Here is a 19899-nt window from a genome sequence, read left to right on the forward strand (position 1 = left end):
TGCCCGAGCCGCAGACGCACCGACCTCCCGAGGGGTGAGCCATGGTCACCACGCGCATCGCCGAACAGAACTGGCCCCGCTATTTCGATGCCAACGCGCCCCTGTTTCGCGGCCGGCCAAGCTCGATCGAGGTGATCGCGCCGGACCTCGGAGCCCAACGCGTGGCCGATGGCGTCGTCCTGCTGGGAATAAGCTACGATCCGAGAGAGCGGCAGTTGGATGTCCTGCTCGAAGTCCTGGATCATCGCATCGAGAAACCGCAGGAGCTTCATGTCGCCCGTGCGCCGGACGGTGTCGTCACCATCGAGACGATCGATGGCGACGGCCGCAAGACCATCCTGCGGATCGGCACCCACGCGGTTCCCCATCGGTAGCCCCGAAGCCCTGCCATGCCCCTGGTAGAAGGCGCGGGAAAGGGCATGGCCGGTCCGAACCGGCACCGCCGCACGGCCGCGTCGCCCAACCCTTCGCCGACAAAGGGTTCCGGCTTCATCGAAACAACCGATGGCCTGCCCGTCCGCTTCCACCGGAATGCCGTCGCCGACGGCGGCTTCGGCAACCGCGGGCAACCGCCCCGGCCCGGTGGCAAGGCACCCGGTCAGCGAGGCGTGATGGCGACCTTCAGCACGCCGTCGCGCTGATGGGCGAACAGCTCTCGCAGGCCTGCTCGATCGCGTCGAGCGTGAAGCGGTGCGTGACCAGCGGCTTCAGATCGACGCGGCCCGAGGCGACGACGGCGAGCAGGCGGCGCATCCGCTCCTTGCCGCCCGGGCACAGGGTCGCCGCGACGGCGTGGTCGGCGCCCATGCGGCGGGCCATGGCCAAACGCTCGGGCACGGTATCGACCCCGATGATCGTCGCCGCCCCCTTCAGCCTCGCCCCGGCGGTGGCGCAGAGGCCGATCGGCCCTTGCGCGAACACCGCCACCGTGTCGCCGATGCGGAAACACGGCCGCCTTCATCATGACCATGGCACACCTCGCGTGATGTCCCGAATCCGGCGGTCGGGGAGCCCGGATCGGCGGAGACGCGTTCCTCACGGCCCGCTCCGCACGGCCGAGAACCCGACACACGCCGATGGGACGAAGGTGGCCGTTCCGACCGGCTGTGCATTGACCTGGGTTAAGCCCGGTCGGACCATCGGCCCCCGCGCGCGGGGCCTCGGCCACGGGACACGACGAAAGGCTGATCTCCGGCCTTGTCGTCCCGCCCCCGCTGCGCGGGCGCTGACTTGAAACAGACCCGGAAACGAAACAGCGGAAGGTTCGTGGAAAAATTTCACGAGCGCAGAAACGATGCCCAGCCGCCCTTCGGTCGATTTGTGGCTAGCATCGGATGGCAAAGGAAAATACTTGAAGAACATCAATGATCTTCCCCGATCCCGAAAAAACCTACCACGTCAGAGAGCTGGACGGGGCCGCCGGGCGTGTCTAGATGTTGCGAAGCAGCGACGCGGCCGGATCGTGGGGCGATCATGGGAAGCGATCGCTGGAACCGCGGCCCGCCGACGTCCAGCAGCCGAAGCCATCCACCGGTTGATCGGCGGACGGCAGACCGAGAGGTCTCAGCCATGAGCCACGACACAAGCCCCGCGGTTGGCGACGCCGACACACTCCAGCCCTGCGATCTCCTGAGCCGCTCCCCCTGCGCCGCCGGAAAACAAAGCCAATGCGCGCTCTGCCCCGCTCGCGAGTACAGCGTCTGCCGCCGCATCGACGACACGGATTTCGACCGCCTGTTTCCCCATGGTCCGCACATCCAGGCCCGCCGGGCCGGAAGCACGCTGTTCCATCAGGGGGAGCCGTTCGGATCCGTGCTGATCGTCCGGAGCGGCTGGGCGTTGACCCACAAGCATTTCGAGGACGGCCGCCGGCAGATCATCCGCTTCGTGCTGCCCGGCGACCTCCTCGGCTTCGAGGGGAACGAGGCGGACGGCATGGCCTATGGGGCGGAGGCGGTCACCGATCTCGCGCTGTGCAGCATTACCCATTCGGTCTTCTTCAGGACCTGCCTCGGATCACCACAATTGGCCATGAACTTCGCCGCCACGGTCACCCGCGAGGCGCTCGCCGCCTGGAATCATGTCAGCGCGCTGGGGCAGCAACCGGCGCAGGGCCGGATCGCCAACCTGCTTCTCGACCTTCACCACCGCATCATCGCCCGGCGGGGCAGCGACCCGGCGGCCATCCACCTTCCCATCAACCAGATCCACATCGCCGGCGCCACCGGGTTGACCTCCGTGCATGTGTGCCGCACCCTGAAGCGGTTGCGCCAGGCCGGGCTTCTGGATTTCCACAAGGGGCAGTTGGTTCTCCTCGACACCGAACGGCTTGCCGAGGTCGCCCAACTGGATTCCACCCTTCCCTTGGCCGGTCTGTCGAAGGCGGCCGGTTTCGCCGCCCGGCCAGCCTGAACCCGCATTGGGAGGGAATAGCGATGAACGGAAGGATCGGCGTCATCGCCGTGGCGCTCCTGCTGGCTTCGCCTGGCGTCGAGGCCGCCGCCACGGCCGACCCGGCCGCAGGGCGGCGGATCGTCGAGCGCTGGTGTTCGTCCTGCCATGTGTCCGGACCGCAGGGCAGCGGAACGGACACGGCGCCCACCCTGGACAGCATCGCCAAAGACCGCAGCCGCGGCCCGGACCGCATCCGCGGCTGGCTGGCCGATCCTCACCCGCCGATGCCCAACATGGGCCTCACGCGCAGCGAGATCGACGCGGTCGTCGCCTATCTGGAAAGCCTGGCGCGGTGAGCGATGCGGCACAAGGCGGCGGATAACCCAGGTTAAGGCACGCCCCCGTCGCGGCTGGTCGAATCCCCGTCGAGGAGACCCGCCGATGCACCGAGGCGACAGCACCTGGATCGTTCTGGCCAACCAAACCGGCGCCGTCCTCCTGCGCCGGCGGCCCGGGCCGGATCATGGCTACGAGGAACTCACCCGCGAGGCCGCGATCGACCTGCGGATGCCGGAGTCCGAAAAGCCGGACCACCCCGCGCCCGGCACGCCCGCGTACGCGGCAACGGGACAACCCATGACGGAGCGGGGAACCTCCGCCCAGGACATTGCCGCGACGGCCTTCGAGCAGCGCGTTGCCGCGCTCGTCAATCAGGCCGCCATGCAGGGAATGTTCGATTCCCTGATCCTCGTCGCCCCCTCCGCGACCTTGCGGACCCTGAGGCGGGCATTGAGCCCTCAGGCCCGTCTGCGCTTGACCCGGCAGGAGGCCAAGGATCTGCTCGGCACATCGGCCCAGACGCTTCCCGCACGCCTGAGGCCTCTGTTGCGCGGATGACGCCGGTCCGTCCCTCCCCAACCGGCCGGCACCAGCGCCGAACCGCGGAAGAGCCGAGGCCCGGCTCCCGTTTCGCGGAGCGTGCTCATGAGGGCGCAGTCTCTCCCGGTGCCGCAGCCCCTGCATGACCTGCGCAGCGGCCTGGCCCGTGGACACTTGAGGGAGGTCTACCCCCTCCTTGCCAGCCCCAACCGCCGACCCGCTTGATCCAGGTTAACCGGCGCCCCCGGCATCGGGCCGATACAGGAGGCGGCACACGAGTCACCCGAACCCAGGAGGACGACATGGCAGACGCAAACGTGACGGCAAAGCCTCAAGAGGAGAAGCCCCGGCAGGAGGTCGCCTCGACGGGCACAGCGGCGCAGCAGATCGCCGTCCACAACCGGAACCCGATCCTCGCCCTGCGCGACGAGTTCGACCGGCTGTTCGACGAAGCCTCGTCCATGCTCCACCTGCCCTGGAGCCGGCGGGCGCCGTTCGATCTGGAACCGCTGCTGCGCACCGGGCTGGAGGGCATGGCCTTCGCCCCGCCGGCCGAGGTCGATGACCGCGAGAGCGAGTACCGGGTGACCATGGAACTCCCCGGAATGGACGCGCAGTCGATCGACCTCACGGTCCAGAACGACTTCCTCTCCGTCAAGGCGGAGAAGCGGGAGGAAAAGGAGGAGAAGGGCGCGAGCCGCACCTTCTCGGAACGGCGCTACGGCCTGTGCGCGCGGACGTTCCGCCTGCCGGCCGACGTGGACCGCGACCGCATCGCGGCCAGCATGAAGAACGGCGTCCTCACGCTCACTTTGCCCAAAACCGCGTCGAGCCAACCGGCCAGGCGGCAGATCGACATCAAGCAGGCATGAGACAGCTGGAAAGGCGAACGCCGGCCCCCCGGCGCTCGCCTTTCCTCACCGGCAGGCTTCGCGGCGGAGCGCGCTGTCCGACCCCACGGTCTGCCGCACGGCGAACTTGAGAAGGTGGTGCACACGCCGCCCCGCGATGTGCGCGAACCAACCGACATACGGAGCCGGCAGCGGGGGAGGCCGCGTTGCCGGGGACGCAACTTGCCGAAGCCGGCTGATCAACCGGCCTCTTCAGCGTATGGGTGACATCATGGATTGCTATCTGCACCTGAACTATATCGTCGAACGGCAGCGTGAGGCGTGGACCGTGCGCATGCAGGGCGGAGATTGCGGCGGGAACTTCGGCTCCCGGCGCGACGCCCTGAAAGCCGCCCTCAAGGATGCCGAACGCGTGTGCGATCTCGGCCATCATGTGCAGGTCTTCGCCAGACGCGCGGACGGCAGCCTGAGACAGATCGCCGACCGCTCCGCCGCCCGGCCATAGCTGGTGTGCAATCGAGCAAGGGGCGAACTCGCGGTACGGGGCCGTCGGGATCGGCCGGAGCCCTTCAAAGCTTGCGGGGTGCGCCGATCCGGAGCAGACTCCAACGCCGGTTCGCGGGTTGGGAGGTCGGCGGACGCAGGCTTCCGCGGTCGCCATAAGCGGATCGCCGGTGTTGACTTCGGCACCGACGCGCCAGCAGCGCAGGCTGTTCAGCAGGCCGGCCCGGCGAGGCCGCGACAGGGAGGAACCGATGCGACAGGGCGGGTCCGGCGCAGGCCAGGAATTCTTCGGCTACACGGCGGTGGCGGTGTTCCTGCATTGGCTGATGGTGGCGTTGCTCATCGCCCAATACGCTCTTGGCTGGACGATGCCCGAAATACACCGGGGCACCCAGCCGGAAACCTTGATCAACCTGCACCTTTCGGTGGGGGCGCTGATCCTGTTCGTGCTGCTCTGCCGGTTGCTGTGGCGACTGACCCATCCGGCTCCGCCACCGCCCGCGGGCCTGCCGGGATGGCAGAACCTGATCTCGGCGCTCGTCCATTGGCTGCTGTATGCGCTGCTGGTGATCGTCCCGGTGCTGGGTTGGATGAACGCCTCCGCCCGGGGTTGGACGGTAACCTTGTTCTCGGCGGTCCCGCTGCCTTCGCTGGTGGCGGACGGCTCACCGCTGGGGCGATCGTCCGGGGATGTCCATGTGGCGCTCAGTTACCTCCTGTTGGCCGCGGCGGGGTTGCATGTTGTTGCCGCGCTCTACCATCGTTTCCTCCTGCGTGACGACGTGATGCGGCGGATGCTGCCAGGAAAGTGATTGCGGCGGGCAACCATCTCCCCCAGGCCATCTCCCTTGCGCTGCGGCCCGTTCAGGCGGCGTCCGTCAGGGCCTGGTAGATTTCCTCCTCCTGGGCAAAATGGAGGCGCAGGATGGCGTCGAGGCTGTAGAGAACGCGCTGGACATCGCGCAGAACCAAATCGTCGGGAGGGCCGCTTCCCAGATCCGCCACCATTCGGCTGTACACACGGACAAGCTGTCCGATCTCCCGATGTTCGCGGCTCATCGCCGCCATCGGGTCCTCGCCTCCGAGCAGCTTGGCCACCTGCGGGTACAAGGTGGCGTCGTCCTCCTGCTCATGCCGCAGCAGCCGATCCCGCAGCAGAGCGCCCAACCTGACCAGTTCCTCCGAAGGCGGCGGGGAGCCGCCCGCAAGCTGGTCTCCGGCAAAGCGTATCCGATCGAGAAGCGGCACGAGCTTGTCGTGCTCGGCCTTCAGGCGCTGCGCCTCCGTTTCGGACAGCGTGGCCCTTGCACCATGCAGACGGATAGGGCCGAGCGCGCGCAAGGCGTTCAGGATCACGACGACGTCGATGGCCTCCTGAAGCATGGCGCCGGCCAGCGGAGGCAGGAAACCGAACGCCGCGGCGCCCATGGCGGCGAACGACATCCCCATCCCCGCGAGCACGCTCTGAAGCGCGATGCGCCGCGACCGGCGGGCGATCCGCATCGCTTCGGCCAGCCGGTCGAGCCGGTCGACGAGAAGGACGACATCGGCCGTTTCCGACGACGCGGCCGCTCCCCGCGCACCCATGGACACGCCGATGTCGGCCGCCGCAAGCGCGGGCGCATCGTTCACGCCATCGCCCACCATCATGGTCGGACCCCGGCTGTGCTCCCGCGCGACCGCCTTCACCTTGTCGGATGGGGTGCATTCGGCGACCACGCCATCCAGACCCAAGGCTGCCCCGATGGCCTCGGCCACGTCGCGGCGGTCACCGGTCACCATGACCGTGCGCCGTACCCCGGCCTTGCGCAGCAGACGCAGGGACCGCGGGGCTTCCGGGCGGATCTCGTCGGCGAGAAGGATCGCGCCCGCCATCGCACCGCCCAACCCGACGAACACCCCGGCCACCCCCTCGTGCCCCATCCGGCGGAGAAGTCGGGTGGACCATGGGGGCTGGGACCCATGCCGCGACACATAATCGAAGCTGCCGAGCACGACACGGTGGCCATCCACCAAGCCCGCAATTCCGAAACCGGGATGTTCGACCACCTCCGACGGCGAGGCAAGCGGCAAGCCACGGGCGCGCGCCGCGGCGATGATGGCCTCCGCCAGGACGTGCTGAGACGCCTGGTCCAGGGATGCCGCCAGTCTCAGGACGTCGGACGAGGCATAACCGTCGCCAGTCTCGACGGCTATGACGCGCGCACGACCGCCGGTCAGGGTACCGGTCTTATCGAACAGGAGAGTCCGGACGGTGGCCAGAGCCTCCAGCGCGCCGGCTCCCTTGACGAGCACTCCACGTCGCGCGCAGCGCGACATCCCGGACGCGATCGCCACGGGCACAGCCAAAATCAGCGGGCATGGCGTCGCCACGACGATCATGGCCAGCGCCCGATACGCCTCGCCGGTCAGCAGCCAGACCAGCCCTGCGACAGCGAGCGTCAACGAAACAAACAGAAGGGCGTAGCGATCGGCCAGACGCGCGGAAGGCGCCTTGGAGGCCCGGGCGGCTTCGACAAGACGCACGACTCCCGCATAGGTGCTTTCGTCCGCCGTCGTCACCGCGATCAGATCGAAAGGGTCTCCGGCGTTGGTCGTGCCACTCCGCACCGTTTCTCCCGCAGCATGCCGGATCGGAAGCGGCTCGCCGGTGAGGGCCGACTCATCGAGCACGACCGGTCCGGCAGCCACGGTGCCATCCACCGGAAGCACATCCCCTGTGCGGATCAGAAGGCGGTCGCCTGGCTTGATCCCGTCGAGCGTCACCGTCTCGATCCGCTCGCCGACATACCGGCAGGCGGTGCGGGGGGCTCGCCCGAGCAGCGCCGTCATTTCCCTCTGGGCGCGGTTGCCGGCATACGCCTCCAGGGCCTGACCACTGGCCACCATCAGGGCGATGACGATGCTGGCGAGGTGTTCGCCCAGCACCAAGGCGCCCGCCATGGCCAGAACGGCAAGGATGTCGAGCCCCGCTTCCCGCCGGAGCATCGACTGGAGAATATGGATCGTCAGGGCGAGGAGGACCGGGATGGTTCCCGCCGACCATGCCCATAGGGTCAGGGCATTTTCCCCCTTCCACCAACCGAGGGCTCCCAAAATAAGTCCGCCCGCCGCCATCGCGAGGAGCGCGAGGCTTCTGGTCAAGGCACCAGCCATGGCACACTCCCTGGCGTCGAACCCGGCAGCGCTCGCATCATGCCGCCCAGCACCCGCTCAAGCGAAAAAGCGCCGGTCCCTTGATGAGAACGCCACGATGGCCACGATCAACGGCTGTCGGCGGATGCCACTGGGTCGCCATGGTTGATGTCCTCAGTCAGGCTGCGTTCGGGAACGCTTTTCGGGCCGGATCGAGCTTTCGGCCGGTGATTTCGGCCGGTGACCACCCGCCCCGAACCGGCCTCAGCCGCCGCTGGTCGATTCCGGTTCCCCGGACCCGAAGGCCGGACGCTCGTCGGCCTCGTGTTCGCTCAGGAAATGGCACAGCGCGAGTTTGAGCACGGCCGCGTGCCCATGGCGCCCCTTCGCCGTGGCCGCAGCGATGTCGTCCTCGATCATGCGCCGGATCCGGGTGCGGCCGGCGCTGTCTCGGACCAGATAACAGCCGAGTTCCGCGGCAACGATCTCCGGAAGACGCTCATGCTCGGCAATGGCGTCCACCTCGTCCTTGGTCAGGCCGCACATGCCGACGCAGTCGTCGATGGTGATGTTCATGCTGGTGTCCCCGAACGAGTGCCCTTCCGATCCGGCAGCAGTCTGCCGCACACGGCGCAGCCCTGACTTAACCTCGATCAAGGTCCGGCAGGCCTCACCCCCGCCGGCGCGGATATCTGGTCGCAGCGGATGGGAAAAGACGAGACCGCAACCGGCGGCATCCAGGTGCTTCGGCCGGGTTCGGCGGATGCGTTCTTGACCTGCGTCAAACCGCGACCGGACGCGGTGGAGGAAGGCGCGCAGATCGACGCCGACGCCATCACGGTGATGGTGAGGGACGGTCAGGTCACCCTGAACGGCAGGGGCCGCGCATGGCACGAGCGGCAGATCGCCGAACGTGCCGCCTGGTCGGCGCCAGGTGTGAAGGCCGTCGACGACCGGCTTGCGATCAGCGGACATTGATCAGTGGAACGTGGCGAGGTGGCGGCGGAAGCGGGCAAGGCTCCAGACGAAGAAGAGGGCACCGATGCCGGCCGTGGCAGCAAAGCGCGGCCAGACCGTCGCGATGCCCGCGCCACGGAACAGGATGGCCTGGGCGAAGGCGACGTAATGGGTGGAGGGCGACAGCTGCATCGCCGTCTGCAACCATCCGGGCTCGCTTTCCAGCGGGGTGAAGCCGCCGGACAGCATGTTCATGGGCAGCACGATCAGGATGAACAGCAGCCCCAATTGTGGCATCGAGCGCGCCACCGTGCCGAGGAAGATGCCGAGCGCCGTCGCGAAGAACAGGTAGAGCGCAGTCCCCGCCAGGAACAGCGGCACCGACCCGGCGAGCGGAACCCCCAGCACGCCGCGCAGCACACCCTGGAGCGCGACCACGGTCAGCGCCAGGATCACCGTCCCGTTCGCCAGCACCTTGGCGGCCATGATCTCCGCCGGGCGGACCGGCATGACCAGAAGATGCTCCAGCGTGCCGTGCTCGCGCTCACGGATCAGGGCGGCGCCAGCCAGAAGCACGGCCAGCATCGTCACGTTGCTCACCACCGACATGGTGCCGGTGAACCAGCGGGTGTCGAGCGCCTCATTGAAGGCGACACGGACCTGGAGGGAGATCGGCGCCGCCGCCGCCGGGGCCTCGCGCCGGACGAAGCGGCCGATCTCGTCGTCCAGGATGCCCTGGATGGTGCCGGCGCCGATCCCGGCCTGCATCATGGCGGTGGCGTCGATCAGCAATTGCAGGGCCGGGCTGCGGCCGGCCAGAACGTCGGCCTGGAAGTCCGGAGGGATGTCGAGCACGAAGGTGTAGCGCGCCGCCGCCATGGCGGGATCGACCTCCCCGTGGCGGAGAAGGACGGGGGTCTGGAACTCCGGCCCGTGGAAGCTGGACAGCAGCCGCTGCGACAGGGCTGAACGGTCCTCGTCCACGACGGCGATGGCGGCGTTGCGCAGCTCGTGCGAGATGCCGGTCGCCTGGCTGTAGACCGACAGCGTGAAGGAGTAGATCACGAAGCCCAACATGAAGCCGTCGCGCAGGAGGCTGATCCATTCCTTGCGGGCCAGGGTCAGGCTGTTGCGCAGGAATCGCTCCATGGCTCAGCGCTCCTGCTTGGGAAGGAACAGGACGCCCAGCGCCAGCAGCGCCGGGATGAAGGCGGCGGTCGCGGCGATGAAGGGCAGCAGTTCCGTGAAGCCCAGCCCCTTGGTGAAGGCGCCGACCGACAGCTTGAGGAAATAGGTGGTGGGGAACAGCGTGCCGATGGCGTGGGCCGGCCCCTCCAGCGTCGAAACCGGCTGCATCAGGCCGGAAAACTGGGTGGCCGGCATCATCGTGGCGATGGCGGTGCCGAACACCGCCGCGGTCTGCGTCGTCGTGAAGGCCGAGATCAGCAGCCCCAGCGCCGTCGTCGCGCACACATACACCAGCCCGCCCAGGAGCAGCCCGGCCAGACTGCCCTTCACCGGAACGCCGAACAGCGCCACCGCCATCGCGATCATCAGCAGCAGGTTGAAGCCGGCCAGCGCAATGTAGGGGAGCTGCTTGCCGAGCAGGAACTCCAGCCGCGTCACCGGAGTGACGTAGAGGTTGGTGATCGATCCCAGCTCCTTCTCGCGCACCACGCCGAGCGCCGCCAGGATCGCCGGGATGAAGACCAGCAGCAGCCCGATGTTGGCCGGAACCATCGCGTCGGCGCTGCGGAAGGCCTGGTTGTAACGGTAGCGTGTCTCCAGCACCGCCGCCCCCGGCGGGAGCGTCACCCCGGCCTCCCGCGCCCGGTCCTCGATAAAGCGCTGGTGCAGGCCGGCGACGTAGCCCTGGACGGTCTCGGCCCGGAAGGGCATGGCGCCGTCGATGCGAACCGACAGCTCCGGCGCCCGCCCGTCACCGCCGCCGAGGCCGCCGCGCCGCAGGTCCCGGCCGAAGCCGTCAGGGATCTCGATGGTCAGCGCCGCCTCGCCGCGTTGCAGCCGCGCCGCCAGTGCTGCGGGATCGGCGGCGGGCGGGGTGGCGACGAAGCTGCGCGAGCCCTCGAACTGCTCGACATAGGCGCGGCTTTCCGGCGAACGGTCGTGATCGAGGACGGCGAAGCGCAGATTCTCGACGTCCATGGTGATGCCGAAGCCGAAGACCAGCATCAGCAGCACCGTGCCGAGCAGCGCCACCGTCAGCCGCACCGGGTCGCGCCGCAACTCCAGAGACTCCCGCCACGCGTAGGCCAGCAGGCGGCGGAACGAGACGCCGCCGAGGCCCGGCCCGCCGGAAGGAAGGACGTCCGCCGGCGCGACCTCCACCGCCAGCCTGGCGGGCGGCTCCGCATCGACGGCACCCTCCCCCCTTTCCGCCTGCCGCATGAAGCCGATGAAGGCGTCGTCAAGCGTCTGGGCCTGCTGCTGCCGGCGCAGCGTGTCGGGCGGCCCCGACGCGATGACCCGGCCGGCGTTCATGAAGGCGACGCGGTCGCAGCGCGCCGCCTCGTTCATGAAATGGGTGGAGACGAAGATCGTCACCCCCTGGTCGCGCGACAGGGCGACCAGATCGCGCCAGAACTGGTCGCGCGCCACCGGATCGACCCCCGAGGTCGGTTCGTCGAGGATCAGCAGCTCCGGCCCGTGCAAAACGGCAACCGCCAGCGACAGCCGCTGCCGCACGCCAAGCGGCAGCCGGTCGGCCACGGCGTCGCCATAGGCCGCCAGCCCGAACCGTTCCGTCAACCGATCGAGACGGGCCTTGTCGGCGTCCAACCCGAACAGCCGGGCGTGCAGGGCGAGATTCTGGTTCACCGTCAGCTCGCCGTAGAGCGAGAAGGATTGCGCCATATAGCCGACCCGCCGCCGCGCCTCGCGGTCTCCGGCATCGACCGGGGCGCCGAACAGGCGGGCTTCTCCGGCGCTGGCCGGCAGCAGGCCGGTCAGCATCTTCATGGTCGTCGTCTTGCCGCAGCCGTTGGATCCGAGGAAGCCGAAAATCTCGCCCCGGCCGATCCGAAAGCTGACATCCTCCACCGCGGTGAAACCGCCGAAGCGGCGAGTCAGGCCACGCGCCTCGATGGCCGGCCCGGTGCCGTCGGCCTCGGGCGGGCGCGGCGGCACAACCAGCTTGGCATGGCCGCGCCGCGCGGCCTCGGGCAGCAGGGCGACGAAGACGTCCTCCAGCGTCTCGGCGCTATGCTGCGCCTTCAGCATGGCCGGCGTGTCGGCGGCGAGCAGCTGCCCGGCGTTCATCATCATCACGCGGTCGAAGCGCTCCGCCTCGTCCATGTAGGAGGTGGCGACCAGCACCGTCATGCCCGGCCGGCCGGCGCGGATGCGGTCGATCAGCTCCCAGAACTGGCGGCGCGACAACGGATCGACGCCGGTGGTCGGCTCGTCGAGGATCAGCAGGTCGGGGTCGTGCAGCAGGGCGCAGCACAGGCCGAGCTTCTGCTTCATCCCGCCCGACAGCTTGCCGGCCGGTCGGTCGGGAAAGGGGGCGAGGCCGGTCGCCGCCAGCAGCGCGCGGATGCGGGTGCGGCGGCGGCCGGCGTCCAGCCCGAACAGCCGGCCGAAGAACTGCAAATTCTCCGCGACACTGAGGTCGGCGTAGAGGTTGCGTCCCAATCCCTGCGGCATATAGGCGATGCGCGGTTGCAGCACCCCCCGCCCGCGCCGGTCGCGCGCATCGGTGCCGAGAACGCGAATTTCGCCGGCTTGCGGCTTCTTCGCTGTCGCGATCAGCCCGAGCAGCGTCGATTTGCCGACGCCGTCCGGACCGATCACCGCGACGGTCTCCCCTGCCGCAATCTCCAGCCCGACGCCGTCCAGCGCCAGGGTGCCGCCGTAGCGGTGGCTCACCGCCAGCAACTCGACCGCGGCGCTCATGATCCGGCCCTGTCCGCCTCCGGCCGGGTCAGGCGCGATTCCAGCCAGTCCGGCCACGCGGCGGCGGCGTCGAGCTTCACATAGGCAACACCGGTGACCCCGGTCTTGACCCGGTCGATGTAGCGGGCGACCAGCGCCTCGGGCACGCGGGCCTTGACGCGGAACATCATGCGGTCGCGCTCGGTCCGGGTTTCGACCTGCTTGGGGGTGAACTGGGCGCGCGGCGCGACGAAGGTGACCGAGGCCGGGATCGCCAGATCGGGCCGGGCGTCGAGCAGGAGGCGCGCTTCCGCCCCCAGCGCCAGATTGCCCGCCATGTCGGTGGGAAGGAAGAAGGTCATGTAGACGTTGCCGAGATCGAGCAGCGTCGCCGCCTTGCCGCCGGCTGCCAGCACCTCGCCCGGTTCGGCGAGGCGGTAAAGCACGCGCGCCTTGCGCGGCGCCCTCAGCACCCCTTCGCCGACGAGGTCGCGCAGTCGGTCGGCCTCGGCGGCAGCGGCGGCGATGGCCTCCACGGCGCTGGCGGCGTGGCTTCGGGCGGCGGCGAGCGCCGCGTCGGCGGTGCCGACCTGGTTGCGCGCCTGATCGACCCGTTGCTGCGCGACATGGCCCTTGCCGAACAGCACCAGCACCCGCTCCATCTCCTTGGCGGCGAAGGCAGCCTCGCTGGCCCGCTGGGCGACCAGCGCATCGGCCTCGTCGCAGGCCTGCCGGGACTGGCGCAGCAGCGCCTCGGCCGAGCGGAGCTGGGCTTCGAGATCGCGGGTGTCCAGGGTGGCCACGACAGCCCCGGCCTCCACCAGATCGCCCTCCTCGACGGGTATGGTCAGGACGCGGGCGGCGAATTTGGTGGCGACATCGATCTCGTTCGCCTCGATCCGCCCGTTTCCGGAGGCGAAGCCGCTTGGCAGCCGGTTGCCCTGCGTCGCCCGATAGCCGTAGAGCCCCGCCACGCCGAGCAGCACCAGCAGCACGGCAGCGACGACAGCGCGTTTCAGGATCATGGCCGTGTCCCTCCTGGCGTTCCTCTGGACGGGCCGGCGCCAAGCGCCGCCTGGACGTTGGCGAGGATGCGCTCGCGCGCCACGTCGTCGGGGGCCGTGTCGAGTGCCCGCCTCAGCGACAGCAACGCCTGGGCGTAGCGATTGTGCCAGTCGCTGCCGGCCAGGGCCGGGGGCGCGAGCCGGGCCGGCGCCGCGCTCCGGATCCGCGGCCGCGCCGCCGTCAGGTCGGCGGTGTCGTCCAGGGCGGGCAGGACGACCGCGTCATCCGCCCAGCCACGTTCCCGGAGAGCCTGCCGGATGGAGGCGCGCGCCTCCTCCTCGCCATGCACCAGGAAGAGCCCGCGCCCGACGCCCTGGCGCGCCGCGACCCAGGCCAGCAGGGCCGAGCGGTCGGCGTGACCGGAATAGACATCGATCGAGCGGATGCGGGCGCGGACCTGGATTTCCTCGCCATGGATGCGGACACGCGGCGCACCCTGCTGAAGAAGGGAGCCCAGGGTGCCGGGCGCCTGATAGCCGACCAGCAGCACGCTGTCCTGCGGCCGCCACAGCCGGTTCTTCAGATGGTGGCGGACACGGCCGGCGTCGCACATGCCGCTCGCCGCCATGATGATGGCGCCGCCATTGATGGTGTTCAGCCGCTGGCTCTCAGAGACGCTGCGCGCATGGTGGAAGTTGGTACGGGCGAAGGGGTCGCCTTCGGTCTCCAGATCACCCAGATGGCGGCGGAACACCCCCGTCACCGCATCGGCGAGCGGGGAATCGAGGAACACGTCCACCAGCGGCAATTGCCCAGTGTCGAACAGCCGGTCGAGGTCGTAGAGCAGTTCCTGCGTGCGCTCCACGGCGAAGACCGGGATGACCAGCGTCCCACCGGCGGCCAGCGCGGCCTTCACCTCGTCGCGCAGCAGGGACTGGCGGGCCGTCTCGTCCAGATCGGCGCGGTCGCGGTCGCCGTAGGTCGTCTCCAGCACCAGCCAGTCGGGCCGCTCCGGCCCCTCGGCGTCGGCGTGGAAGCTCTTGCCGCCGGGGCCGAGATCGCCGGAGAACAGGATGGTGGCCGGCTTTTCCCCCGATTCCCCAGCCACCTCGACCTCGATCGAGGCGGAGCCCAGGATGTGACCGGCGCGCCAGAAGCGGGCGCGCAGGCCGGGCAGGATTGCGACCCAATGGTCGTAATCGACCCGCCGCAGCCGGCGCAGCGACCGGATGGCGTCGTCCTGCGTGTAGATCGGCTGGACGGCGGCGCGGCCGCGCTGGCGGTTGCGGTGGTTCAGCCGTTCGACCTCGGTCTCCTGGATGTAGCCGCTGTCGGGCAGCATGAACTCCAGGAGGTCCGCCGTTCCGGCGGTGGCGTGGATCCGTCCGCGGAATCCCGAACGCGTCAGCTTCGGCAGCAGCCCGGAATGGTCGATGTGGGCGTGTGTCAGCAGGACCGCCTGCATCGCCGTGGGATCGAAGGGAAAGGGGCGGTAGTTCAGCTCCTTGATCGTCTTGGTTCCCTGGAACATCCCGCAATCGACCAGGATGGCGCCTCCGGGGGTGTCGAGACGGAAGCAGGAGCCGGTCACGGTTCCTGCCGCGCCGTGAAAAGTCAGAGCAAACGGCATGCGTCCTCTCCCTCCTCCAATGCCCGGCGTCCAATGCCCGGCGCGTCAGGTCACAAGGACGACCCCACACCCCTCGGCGGCCTGGGCCTGGGCGAAGGTGAAATCGGCGTTGGTACCGGCGTGGATGCGGTACAGCGGCTCCCCCTTGCGCACCGGGTCGCCGACCTTGCGCAGCAGGTCGATACCGGCCCCCTTGTCGTTCGGCGCGCCGGCCAGCCGGGCGATGCGGGCGATCCGGTAGCAGTCGAAGGCCCCGACGACTCCGTCTGCGGCGGCCGGCACTTCGGCCACCAGCGATCCGAGGCGGGCCACGGCGGGCGGTGGGCCCTGCATCGCCATGATGCGCTCCATTGCCGCCAGTGCCGCACCGGAATCGAGCAGCCGGCGCGCCAGCCCCTCCCCCGCACCACCCCGCACCGCCGGATCGAATTCGAGGATGCGGCCGGCGAGATGCAGCGCCCGCGCCCTCAGATCCGGCGGGGCTTCGGGAGCGCCGCGCAGCACCGCCATCACGTCGCGCGCCTCCAGCACCGGGCCGATGCCACGGCCGACCGGCTGGGAGCCGTCGGTGATCGCCACCTCCAGAACGAGACCGAGCTGGTCGCCGACATGCTCGAACAGCTTGCGCAGCCGCACCGCCTCCCCGGCCGACCGGATCTTCGCGGTGGGGCCGACCGGAATGTCGATCAGCAGATGGCTCGCCCCCGCCGCCACCTTCTTCGATAGGATGGAGGCGACCAGCTGTTCGCGGGTGTCGATGGCCAGCGGCCGTTCGACCGAGATCAGGATGTCGTCGGCCGGCGACAGCCGGACATGGCCGCCCCAGACCAGGCAGCCCTTCGCCTCGCGCACCAGATCCTGCATGCGCTCCATCGGCAGGTCGACGTTGGCCAGCACCTCCATGGTGTCGGCGGTGCCGGCGGGCGAGGTGATGGCGCGCGACGAGGTTTTCGGGATCGGCAGCCCATGCGCGGCGACGATCGGCACCACGATCATCGAGGTGCGGTTGCCGGGCACCCCGCCGATGCAATGCTTGTCGGCGATGGGGGTTACGCCCTTCCAGTCCAACCGTGCCCCAACCGCGATCATGGCGCGGGTCAGGCCAAGCACCTCCGCCGAAGTCATGAAGCTGGCGCAGGCGATCAGGAAGGCGGCGATCTCGATCTTGGCGTAGCGATGGCCGGCGATGTCGCGGATCACCGCCGCGACCTCCGCCTCGCCGAGCGGCCGGCCCTCAACCTTGGCGCGCACGAACTCGAAGCTCTCCGGCGGAGTCGGCGGGACGAGATGGACCTCCGTGCCCTCGGGCAAGCCAAGGTGGCGGAAGGCCGGCCCCGAAAGGCCGATCTCGTCGGGGCCGAGGATTGCCGGATCGTCGACGATGTTGAGCACGGCCAACAGCGACCGCGTCTCTCCGCGCACCTCCACCCGTCCGAGCCCGAGGAATTCCTCGGCGTGGTAACGGGTGCAGTTGCGGTTCAGGAAGGCGATGTTCTCCCGCACGGTGTCGATCGCCAGATGCCGGAGCGTCAGCATGGCCGGCTTCCGCCCCGGCGTCGCCGCACGGCCGGCCGGAGCAAAGGCCGGCCCTCCGGCTGATCCAGGACAGTCTCGCCACCCATGGGACCTCCCGTCGTCCCTGTGCACCGACCCTTCCAGCATGGGCCTCTTCCCCTGCGGCGGCATTGACCTGGGTCAAGATATGGGAATGGAAACTGTGGGGGCTCGGCTGCTCCCCTGGCTGGATGCACAATGGGCCGCCGGACAACACAACGCAACGGACCTCCGGCAACATTTGAAGAAGAGAATGGGTGTCGGAACAACCTGCGTGCCGTCGGTGAATGGGCGACCCGCCGATGGCTCTCCAACTAGGCGCCGACCGGAACGCTCGGCCGCACGCCGACGGAGCGGGCGATCGCGCGCTTGCTCACCATCGGCCGGAATGCTCTGACCAAAACGGAGACGGCGATGGTCGCGGCGGTCGAGGGTGCCGTGCCGCGGCTGGTCAAGGCACGCGAGGCCGTTGCGGTGTTCCAGTCGATGATCTGGGAGAAGCACGCCGCCGCCACGGAAAGCACGTTTTTATTTGGTGATATGTTTTGATTTATCTGTGACTAATTGCCCATTGAAGCCGAAGCCGCGATACCGGACCGCAATGGAAGGCCGGGCTGAAGAGCATGCACCGGCTGGAAAGCAGAGGCATCCATGAAAAACATTGGCCACCCCGAAGCCGGCTCTTGACCTCGCGTCATTTTCCTATTTTTCTATAGGCATTAATATAATTAAACGATGCCTATCTGTTGAAATATGCGCAAGCCGTTGGAAGGCGAACGGCCGACAGCCGGAAGATGCGACCGCCGCCTGCTTCCCACCATCTGATCAGGAGCTTTGCCATGAAGGGTTTGGATGATTTCGAGCGGATGGCGATGGCGTCGCTCTGCCCATCGGGTGCGTTGGTCCTGCCACTGTTGCCGCCTCCGGACAGCTTGGCGGAATCGCCGATCGATACCGCCGAGGCTGGCGGCCTGCTGCCTCTCGGCCTCGGCATCGTTTCGGTGATCCTCCTGGCGTCGCTGGTGGCCTTGGCCTGATCGATCGCGCGCTCCCATTCTTGAAGGAACAGACGAAAGTGGCGGTTCAGGACGACGACGCCTATTGGCACCCCGGACTGGAAACGCAAAGCCGGGCCGACTGGCGGCAATTGCAGCTCGATCTGCTGAAAGACCATCTGCGGCACGCCTATGACGGCTCGCCCTATTACCACGCGGCCTTCGATGCGCGCGGCGTGCTCCCATCGGACCTGCGCACGCTCGACGATCTGCGGCGCTTTCCCTTCCTGGACAAGGCGACCATCCGCGACCGCCAGATCGCGGTGCCGCCCTTCGGCGATCTGGTGGCCGTGCCGGAACGGGAGATCGTCTATATCTCCGCCTCCAGCGGGTCAACCGGGGTGCCGACCGCCTCACCCTTCACCGCCAAGGATTTCGAGGAGTGGATCGACTATGAGGCGCGGCAGTTCTGGTCGAGCGGCCTGCGCCCGACCGATCGCTACGCCCATGCCCTGAACTTCTCTCTGTTCGTCGGTGGTCCCTGCGTTCTGGGTGCGCAGAAGCTGGGCGCGCTCAGCATCCATGCGGGGACGCTGCCGTCGGAACGACTGCTGGCGGTGCTGGGCCAGTTCCGGGCGACGGCCCTATGGACCACGCCGTCCTATGCCTGGCATCTGGGTGAAACCGCCCAGCGCGAGGGCATCGCCCCTGCCCGCGATCTTGCCGTCCGCCGCCTGTTCGTGGCCGGGGAGCCCGGCGGTTCCATCCCCGAGACACGCGAGCGGATCGAGGCCCTGTGGGGCGCGGAGGTCTATGACTATTACGGCCTATCCGACATCTTCGGCTCCTGCGCCGGCATGTGCGTGGAGAAGGATGGGCTGCACTGGGCCGAGGACCATATCCTGGTCGAGGTGCTGGCCCCGGGGACGCAGGAACCGGTTCCGGAAGGCGGACGCGGCGAACTGGTGCTGACCACGCTGCGCAAGCGCGCCCGTCCGATCATCCGCTTCCGCACTGGAGACGTGGTGTCGGTGACGACGGAGCCCTGCCGCTGCGGCCGCACATCGCTGCGGCTGAAGGGGGTGCATGGCCGCCTCGACGACATGCTGATCATCAAGGGCGTCAACCTGTTCCCCGGCGACGTGGAGGCGATGGTGCGCCAGGATCCCGCCCTGACCGGCGAATACCGGCTGGTGCTGGAGCGGGTCGATCGGTTGGACCGCCTGACGGTCGAGGCCGAGCACCGCCAGGGCTTCAACGGCAACCTTGAGGAGCTTCGCGCCCGGTTGCGCCGCCAGTTGAAGGCCGCGACCGGCGTCGGGGCGGAGGTCGCGCTTCTGGCCCCCGACACCCTGCCCCGCGCCGTCCACAAGGCCAAACGAATCGACGACCGCCGCCAGCATGTCTGGTCCTGATCTCTTTTCCCTGAAGGAGCCTGCTTCAATGCCGGACACACCCCTTCCCACCCCCGACACCACAGAGCGGTCGCCGGACGATCTGACCCTGGCAGCCGACCGCCTGTTCCTCAGCGCCCGAACCCCTCAAGCCTGGTCCGACCGGCCGGTCCCGGCGGAAACGCTGCATCGGCTCCACGATCTGCTCCGTCTGGCACCCACCGCCTTCAACGGCAGCCCGGCGCGCTTCGTCTTTCTGACCACGCCGGGGGCCAAGGAGCGGCTGCGTCCGGCGCTGAGCCGCGGCAACCAGCCCAAGCTGACGGCCGGCGCCATCGCCATCGTCGCCTACGACACCCGCTTCTTCGACCATCTGCCGCTGCTGAGCCCGCATTACGACCCGTCGCCGCTGTTCGTCAACAACCCGGCGCTGGCCGAATCCACGGCATTGCGCAACGGCACCCTACAGGCCGGCTACCTGATCCTGGCCGCCCGCCTGCTGGGGCTGGATGTCGGCCCGATGTCCGGCTTCGACGCCGCCGCGGTGGATGCGGAATTCTTTCCCGACGGCCGCCTGCGCTCCAACATCCTGGTGGCGTTGGGCCATGCCGACAGTCCGCCCCCACGCCCGCGCGCCCCGCGGCTGGACGCGTTGGCAACAATGGTGATCCTTTGATCCAAACGCCGTAACCACCGGCCGAACCGGA

21 protein-coding genes are annotated in these 19899 nt (G+C 68.8%); 13 read left to right on the top strand and 8 right to left on the bottom strand.

Annotated features, from left to right (window positions below; all coding sequences use genetic code 11):
• Nucleotides 1-41: 41 nt before the first annotated feature.
• Together JN22_RS11735 and JN22_RS11740 are read left to right on the top strand one after the other, a co-directional pair.
• Nucleotides 42-374, top strand: coding sequence for a DUF5335 family protein (locus tag JN22_RS11735; RefSeq protein WP_085554092.1), 333 nt, complete (start codon nucleotides 42-44; stop codon nucleotides 372-374).
• Nucleotides 375-419: 45 nt separating this feature from the next.
• The gene (locus JN22_RS11740; protein ID WP_179166101.1) at nucleotides 420-641 is read left to right on the top strand and encodes a hypothetical protein; all 222 of its coding nucleotides are present in this window, start codon (nucleotides 420-422) and stop codon (nucleotides 639-641) included.
• Here the strand turns inward: JN22_RS11740 and JN22_RS11745 are convergent.
• A complete protein-coding gene (locus JN22_RS11745; RefSeq protein WP_223677685.1) occupies nucleotides 622-921 on the bottom strand; it encodes a zinc-binding dehydrogenase in 300 nt (99 codons plus the stop codon). The genes JN22_RS11740 and JN22_RS11745 overlap by 20 nt on opposite strands.
• Nucleotides 922-1569: 648 nt before the next feature.
• Here JN22_RS11745 and JN22_RS11750 point away from each other — a divergent pair.
• The 6 genes from JN22_RS11750 (at nucleotide 1570) to JN22_RS11775 (ending at nucleotide 5440) form a co-directional block, all read left to right on the top strand.
• Entirely contained in the window at nucleotides 1570-2412 is an 843-nt protein-coding gene (locus JN22_RS11750) for a Crp/Fnr family transcriptional regulator (protein WP_179166132.1), read from the top strand.
• Between the two features lie 23 nt (nucleotides 2413-2435).
• The gene (locus JN22_RS11755) at nucleotides 2436-2750 is read left to right on the top strand and encodes a c-type cytochrome (protein ID WP_085554094.1); all 315 of its coding nucleotides are present in this window, start codon (nucleotides 2436-2438) and stop codon (nucleotides 2748-2750) included.
• Nucleotides 2751-2835: 85 nt separating this feature from the next.
• Complete coding sequence (locus JN22_RS11760; protein ID WP_085554095.1) at nucleotides 2836-3291, top strand: baeRF12 domain-containing protein; 456 nt, start codon at nucleotides 2836-2838, stop codon at nucleotides 3289-3291.
• 284 nt (nucleotides 3292-3575) lie between these two features.
• On the top strand, nucleotides 3576-4145 hold the full coding sequence (locus JN22_RS11765) for an Hsp20/alpha crystallin family protein (RefSeq protein ID WP_085554096.1): 570 nt from the start codon (nucleotides 3576-3578) through the stop codon (nucleotides 4143-4145).
• 250 nt (nucleotides 4146-4395) lie between these two features.
• On the top strand, nucleotides 4396-4629 hold the full coding sequence (locus JN22_RS11770; RefSeq protein WP_143268266.1) for a hypothetical protein: 234 nt from the start codon (nucleotides 4396-4398) through the stop codon (nucleotides 4627-4629).
• A gap of 250 nt (nucleotides 4630-4879) precedes the next feature.
• Nucleotides 4880-5440: a cytochrome b gene (locus JN22_RS11775; RefSeq protein WP_085554098.1), complete on the top strand. Its 561-nt coding sequence runs from the start codon at nucleotides 4880-4882 to the stop codon at nucleotides 5438-5440.
• A gap of 52 nt (nucleotides 5441-5492) precedes the next feature.
• Here JN22_RS11775 and JN22_RS11780 read toward each other — a convergent pair whose 3' ends face one another.
• Both JN22_RS11780 and JN22_RS11785 read right to left on the bottom strand, forming a co-directional pair.
• Nucleotides 5493-7784: a heavy metal translocating P-type ATPase gene (locus JN22_RS11780; RefSeq protein ID WP_085554099.1), complete on the bottom strand. Its 2292-nt coding sequence runs from the start codon at nucleotides 7782-7784 to the stop codon at nucleotides 5493-5495.
• 243 nt (nucleotides 7785-8027) lie between these two features.
• Complete coding sequence (locus JN22_RS11785) at nucleotides 8028-8339, bottom strand: hypothetical protein (protein ID WP_085554100.1); 312 nt, start codon at nucleotides 8337-8339, stop codon at nucleotides 8028-8030.
• Nucleotides 8340-8468: 129 nt separating this feature from the next.
• Between JN22_RS11785 and JN22_RS11790 the strand changes: the two genes are divergently transcribed.
• Complete coding sequence (locus tag JN22_RS11790; protein ID WP_085554101.1) at nucleotides 8469-8741, top strand: BON domain-containing protein; 273 nt, start codon at nucleotides 8469-8471, stop codon at nucleotides 8739-8741.
• Here the strand turns inward: JN22_RS11790 and JN22_RS11795 are convergent, their stop codons facing one another.
• From JN22_RS11795 to JN22_RS11815, 5 genes are read right to left on the bottom strand one after another with little or no spacing between them, the layout of a single operon-like run.
• Nucleotides 8742-9869, bottom strand: a complete 1128-nt coding sequence (locus tag JN22_RS11795) for an ABC transporter permease (RefSeq protein WP_085554102.1) — start codon at nucleotides 9867-9869, stop codon at nucleotides 8742-8744.
• A gap of 3 nt (nucleotides 9870-9872) precedes the next feature.
• Complete coding sequence (rbbA, locus tag JN22_RS11800) at nucleotides 9873-12635, bottom strand: ribosome-associated ATPase/putative transporter RbbA (RefSeq protein WP_085554103.1); 2763 nt, start codon at nucleotides 12633-12635, stop codon at nucleotides 9873-9875.
• Nucleotides 12632-13639 (bottom strand): HlyD family secretion protein, encoded by a 1008-nt coding sequence (locus JN22_RS11805; protein WP_085554104.1) that lies wholly within the window; start codon nucleotides 13637-13639, stop codon nucleotides 12632-12634. The genes rbbA and JN22_RS11805 overlap by 4 nt, the downstream gene beginning before the upstream one ends.
• Nucleotides 13636-15249, bottom strand: coding sequence for an MBL fold metallo-hydrolase RNA specificity domain-containing protein (locus JN22_RS11810; RefSeq protein WP_085554105.1), 1614 nt, complete (start codon nucleotides 15247-15249; stop codon nucleotides 13636-13638). Before JN22_RS11810 ends, JN22_RS11805 begins: the two co-directional genes overlap by 4 nt.
• Before the next feature lie 45 nt (nucleotides 15250-15294).
• On the bottom strand, nucleotides 15295-16785 hold the full coding sequence (locus JN22_RS11815; RefSeq protein ID WP_085554106.1) for a thymidine phosphorylase family protein: 1491 nt from the start codon (nucleotides 16783-16785) through the stop codon (nucleotides 15295-15297).
• A gap of 387 nt (nucleotides 16786-17172) precedes the next feature.
• On the opposite strand from JN22_RS11815, the gene JN22_RS11820 reads away from it, so the two are divergent.
• The 4 genes from JN22_RS11820 (at nucleotide 17173) to JN22_RS11835 (ending at nucleotide 19868) form a co-directional block, all read left to right on the top strand.
• The gene (locus JN22_RS11820) at nucleotides 17173-17352 is read left to right on the top strand and encodes a hypothetical protein (RefSeq protein ID WP_179166133.1); all 180 of its coding nucleotides are present in this window, start codon (nucleotides 17173-17175) and stop codon (nucleotides 17350-17352) included.
• Between the two features lie 290 nt (nucleotides 17353-17642).
• On the top strand, nucleotides 17643-17840 hold the full coding sequence (locus JN22_RS11825; protein ID WP_085554107.1) for a hypothetical protein: 198 nt from the start codon (nucleotides 17643-17645) through the stop codon (nucleotides 17838-17840).
• Between the two features lie 38 nt (nucleotides 17841-17878).
• A complete protein-coding gene (locus JN22_RS11830; protein WP_085554108.1) occupies nucleotides 17879-19213 on the top strand; it encodes a phenylacetate--CoA ligase family protein in 1335 nt (444 codons plus the stop codon).
• Between the two features lie 28 nt (nucleotides 19214-19241).
• Complete coding sequence (locus JN22_RS11835; RefSeq protein ID WP_223677686.1) at nucleotides 19242-19868, top strand: malonic semialdehyde reductase; 627 nt, start codon at nucleotides 19242-19244, stop codon at nucleotides 19866-19868.
• The last annotated feature ends 31 nt before the right edge of the window (nucleotides 19869-19899 follow it).

The sequence above is a fragment of the Azospirillum agricola genome, from assembly GCF_020005195.1.
GTDB classification, from domain to species: domain Bacteria; phylum Pseudomonadota; class Alphaproteobacteria; order Azospirillales; family Azospirillaceae; genus Azospirillum; species Azospirillum agricola.

Coding starts and splice junctions, on each gene's coding strand:
- JN22_RS11795 (WP_085554102.1), bottom strand. CDS start 9,869: ATGGAGCGATTCCTGCGCAACAGCCTGACCCTGGCCCGCAAGGAATGG.
- rbbA (WP_085554103.1), bottom strand. CDS start 12,635: ATGAGCGCCGCGGTCGAGTTGCTGGCGGTGAGCCACCGCTACGGCGGC.
- JN22_RS11760 (WP_085554095.1), top strand. CDS start 2,836: ATGCACCGAGGCGACAGCACCTGGATCGTTCTGGCCAACCAAACCGGC.
- JN22_RS11790 (WP_085554101.1), top strand. CDS start 8,469: ATGGGAAAAGACGAGACCGCAACCGGCGGCATCCAGGTGCTTCGGCCG.
- JN22_RS11775 (WP_085554098.1), top strand. CDS start 4,880: ATGCGACAGGGCGGGTCCGGCGCAGGCCAGGAATTCTTCGGCTACACG.
- JN22_RS11815 (WP_085554106.1), bottom strand. CDS start 16,785: ATGCTGACGCTCCGGCATCTGGCGATCGACACCGTGCGGGAGAACATC.
- JN22_RS11835 (WP_223677686.1), top strand. CDS start 19,242: ATGCCGGACACACCCCTTCCCACCCCCGACACCACAGAGCGGTCGCCG.
- JN22_RS11735 (WP_085554092.1), top strand. CDS start 42: ATGGTCACCACGCGCATCGCCGAACAGAACTGGCCCCGCTATTTCGAT.
- JN22_RS11750 (WP_179166132.1), top strand. CDS start 1,570: ATGAGCCACGACACAAGCCCCGCGGTTGGCGACGCCGACACACTCCAG.
- JN22_RS11765 (WP_085554096.1), top strand. CDS start 3,576: ATGGCAGACGCAAACGTGACGGCAAAGCCTCAAGAGGAGAAGCCCCGG.
- JN22_RS11780 (WP_085554099.1), bottom strand. CDS start 7,784: ATGGCTGGTGCCTTGACCAGAAGCCTCGCGCTCCTCGCGATGGCGGCG.
- JN22_RS11805 (WP_085554104.1), bottom strand. CDS start 13,639: ATGATCCTGAAACGCGCTGTCGTCGCTGCCGTGCTGCTGGTGCTGCTC.
- JN22_RS11755 (WP_085554094.1), top strand. CDS start 2,436: ATGAACGGAAGGATCGGCGTCATCGCCGTGGCGCTCCTGCTGGCTTCG.
- JN22_RS11785 (WP_085554100.1), bottom strand. CDS start 8,339: ATGAACATCACCATCGACGACTGCGTCGGCATGTGCGGCCTGACCAAG.
- JN22_RS11740 (WP_179166101.1), top strand. CDS start 420: ATGGCCGGTCCGAACCGGCACCGCCGCACGGCCGCGTCGCCCAACCCT.
- JN22_RS11825 (WP_085554107.1), top strand. CDS start 17,643: ATGAAGGGTTTGGATGATTTCGAGCGGATGGCGATGGCGTCGCTCTGC.
- JN22_RS11770 (WP_143268266.1), top strand. CDS start 4,396: ATGGATTGCTATCTGCACCTGAACTATATCGTCGAACGGCAGCGTGAG.
- JN22_RS11810 (WP_085554105.1), bottom strand. CDS start 15,249: ATGCCGTTTGCTCTGACTTTTCACGGCGCGGCAGGAACCGTGACCGGC.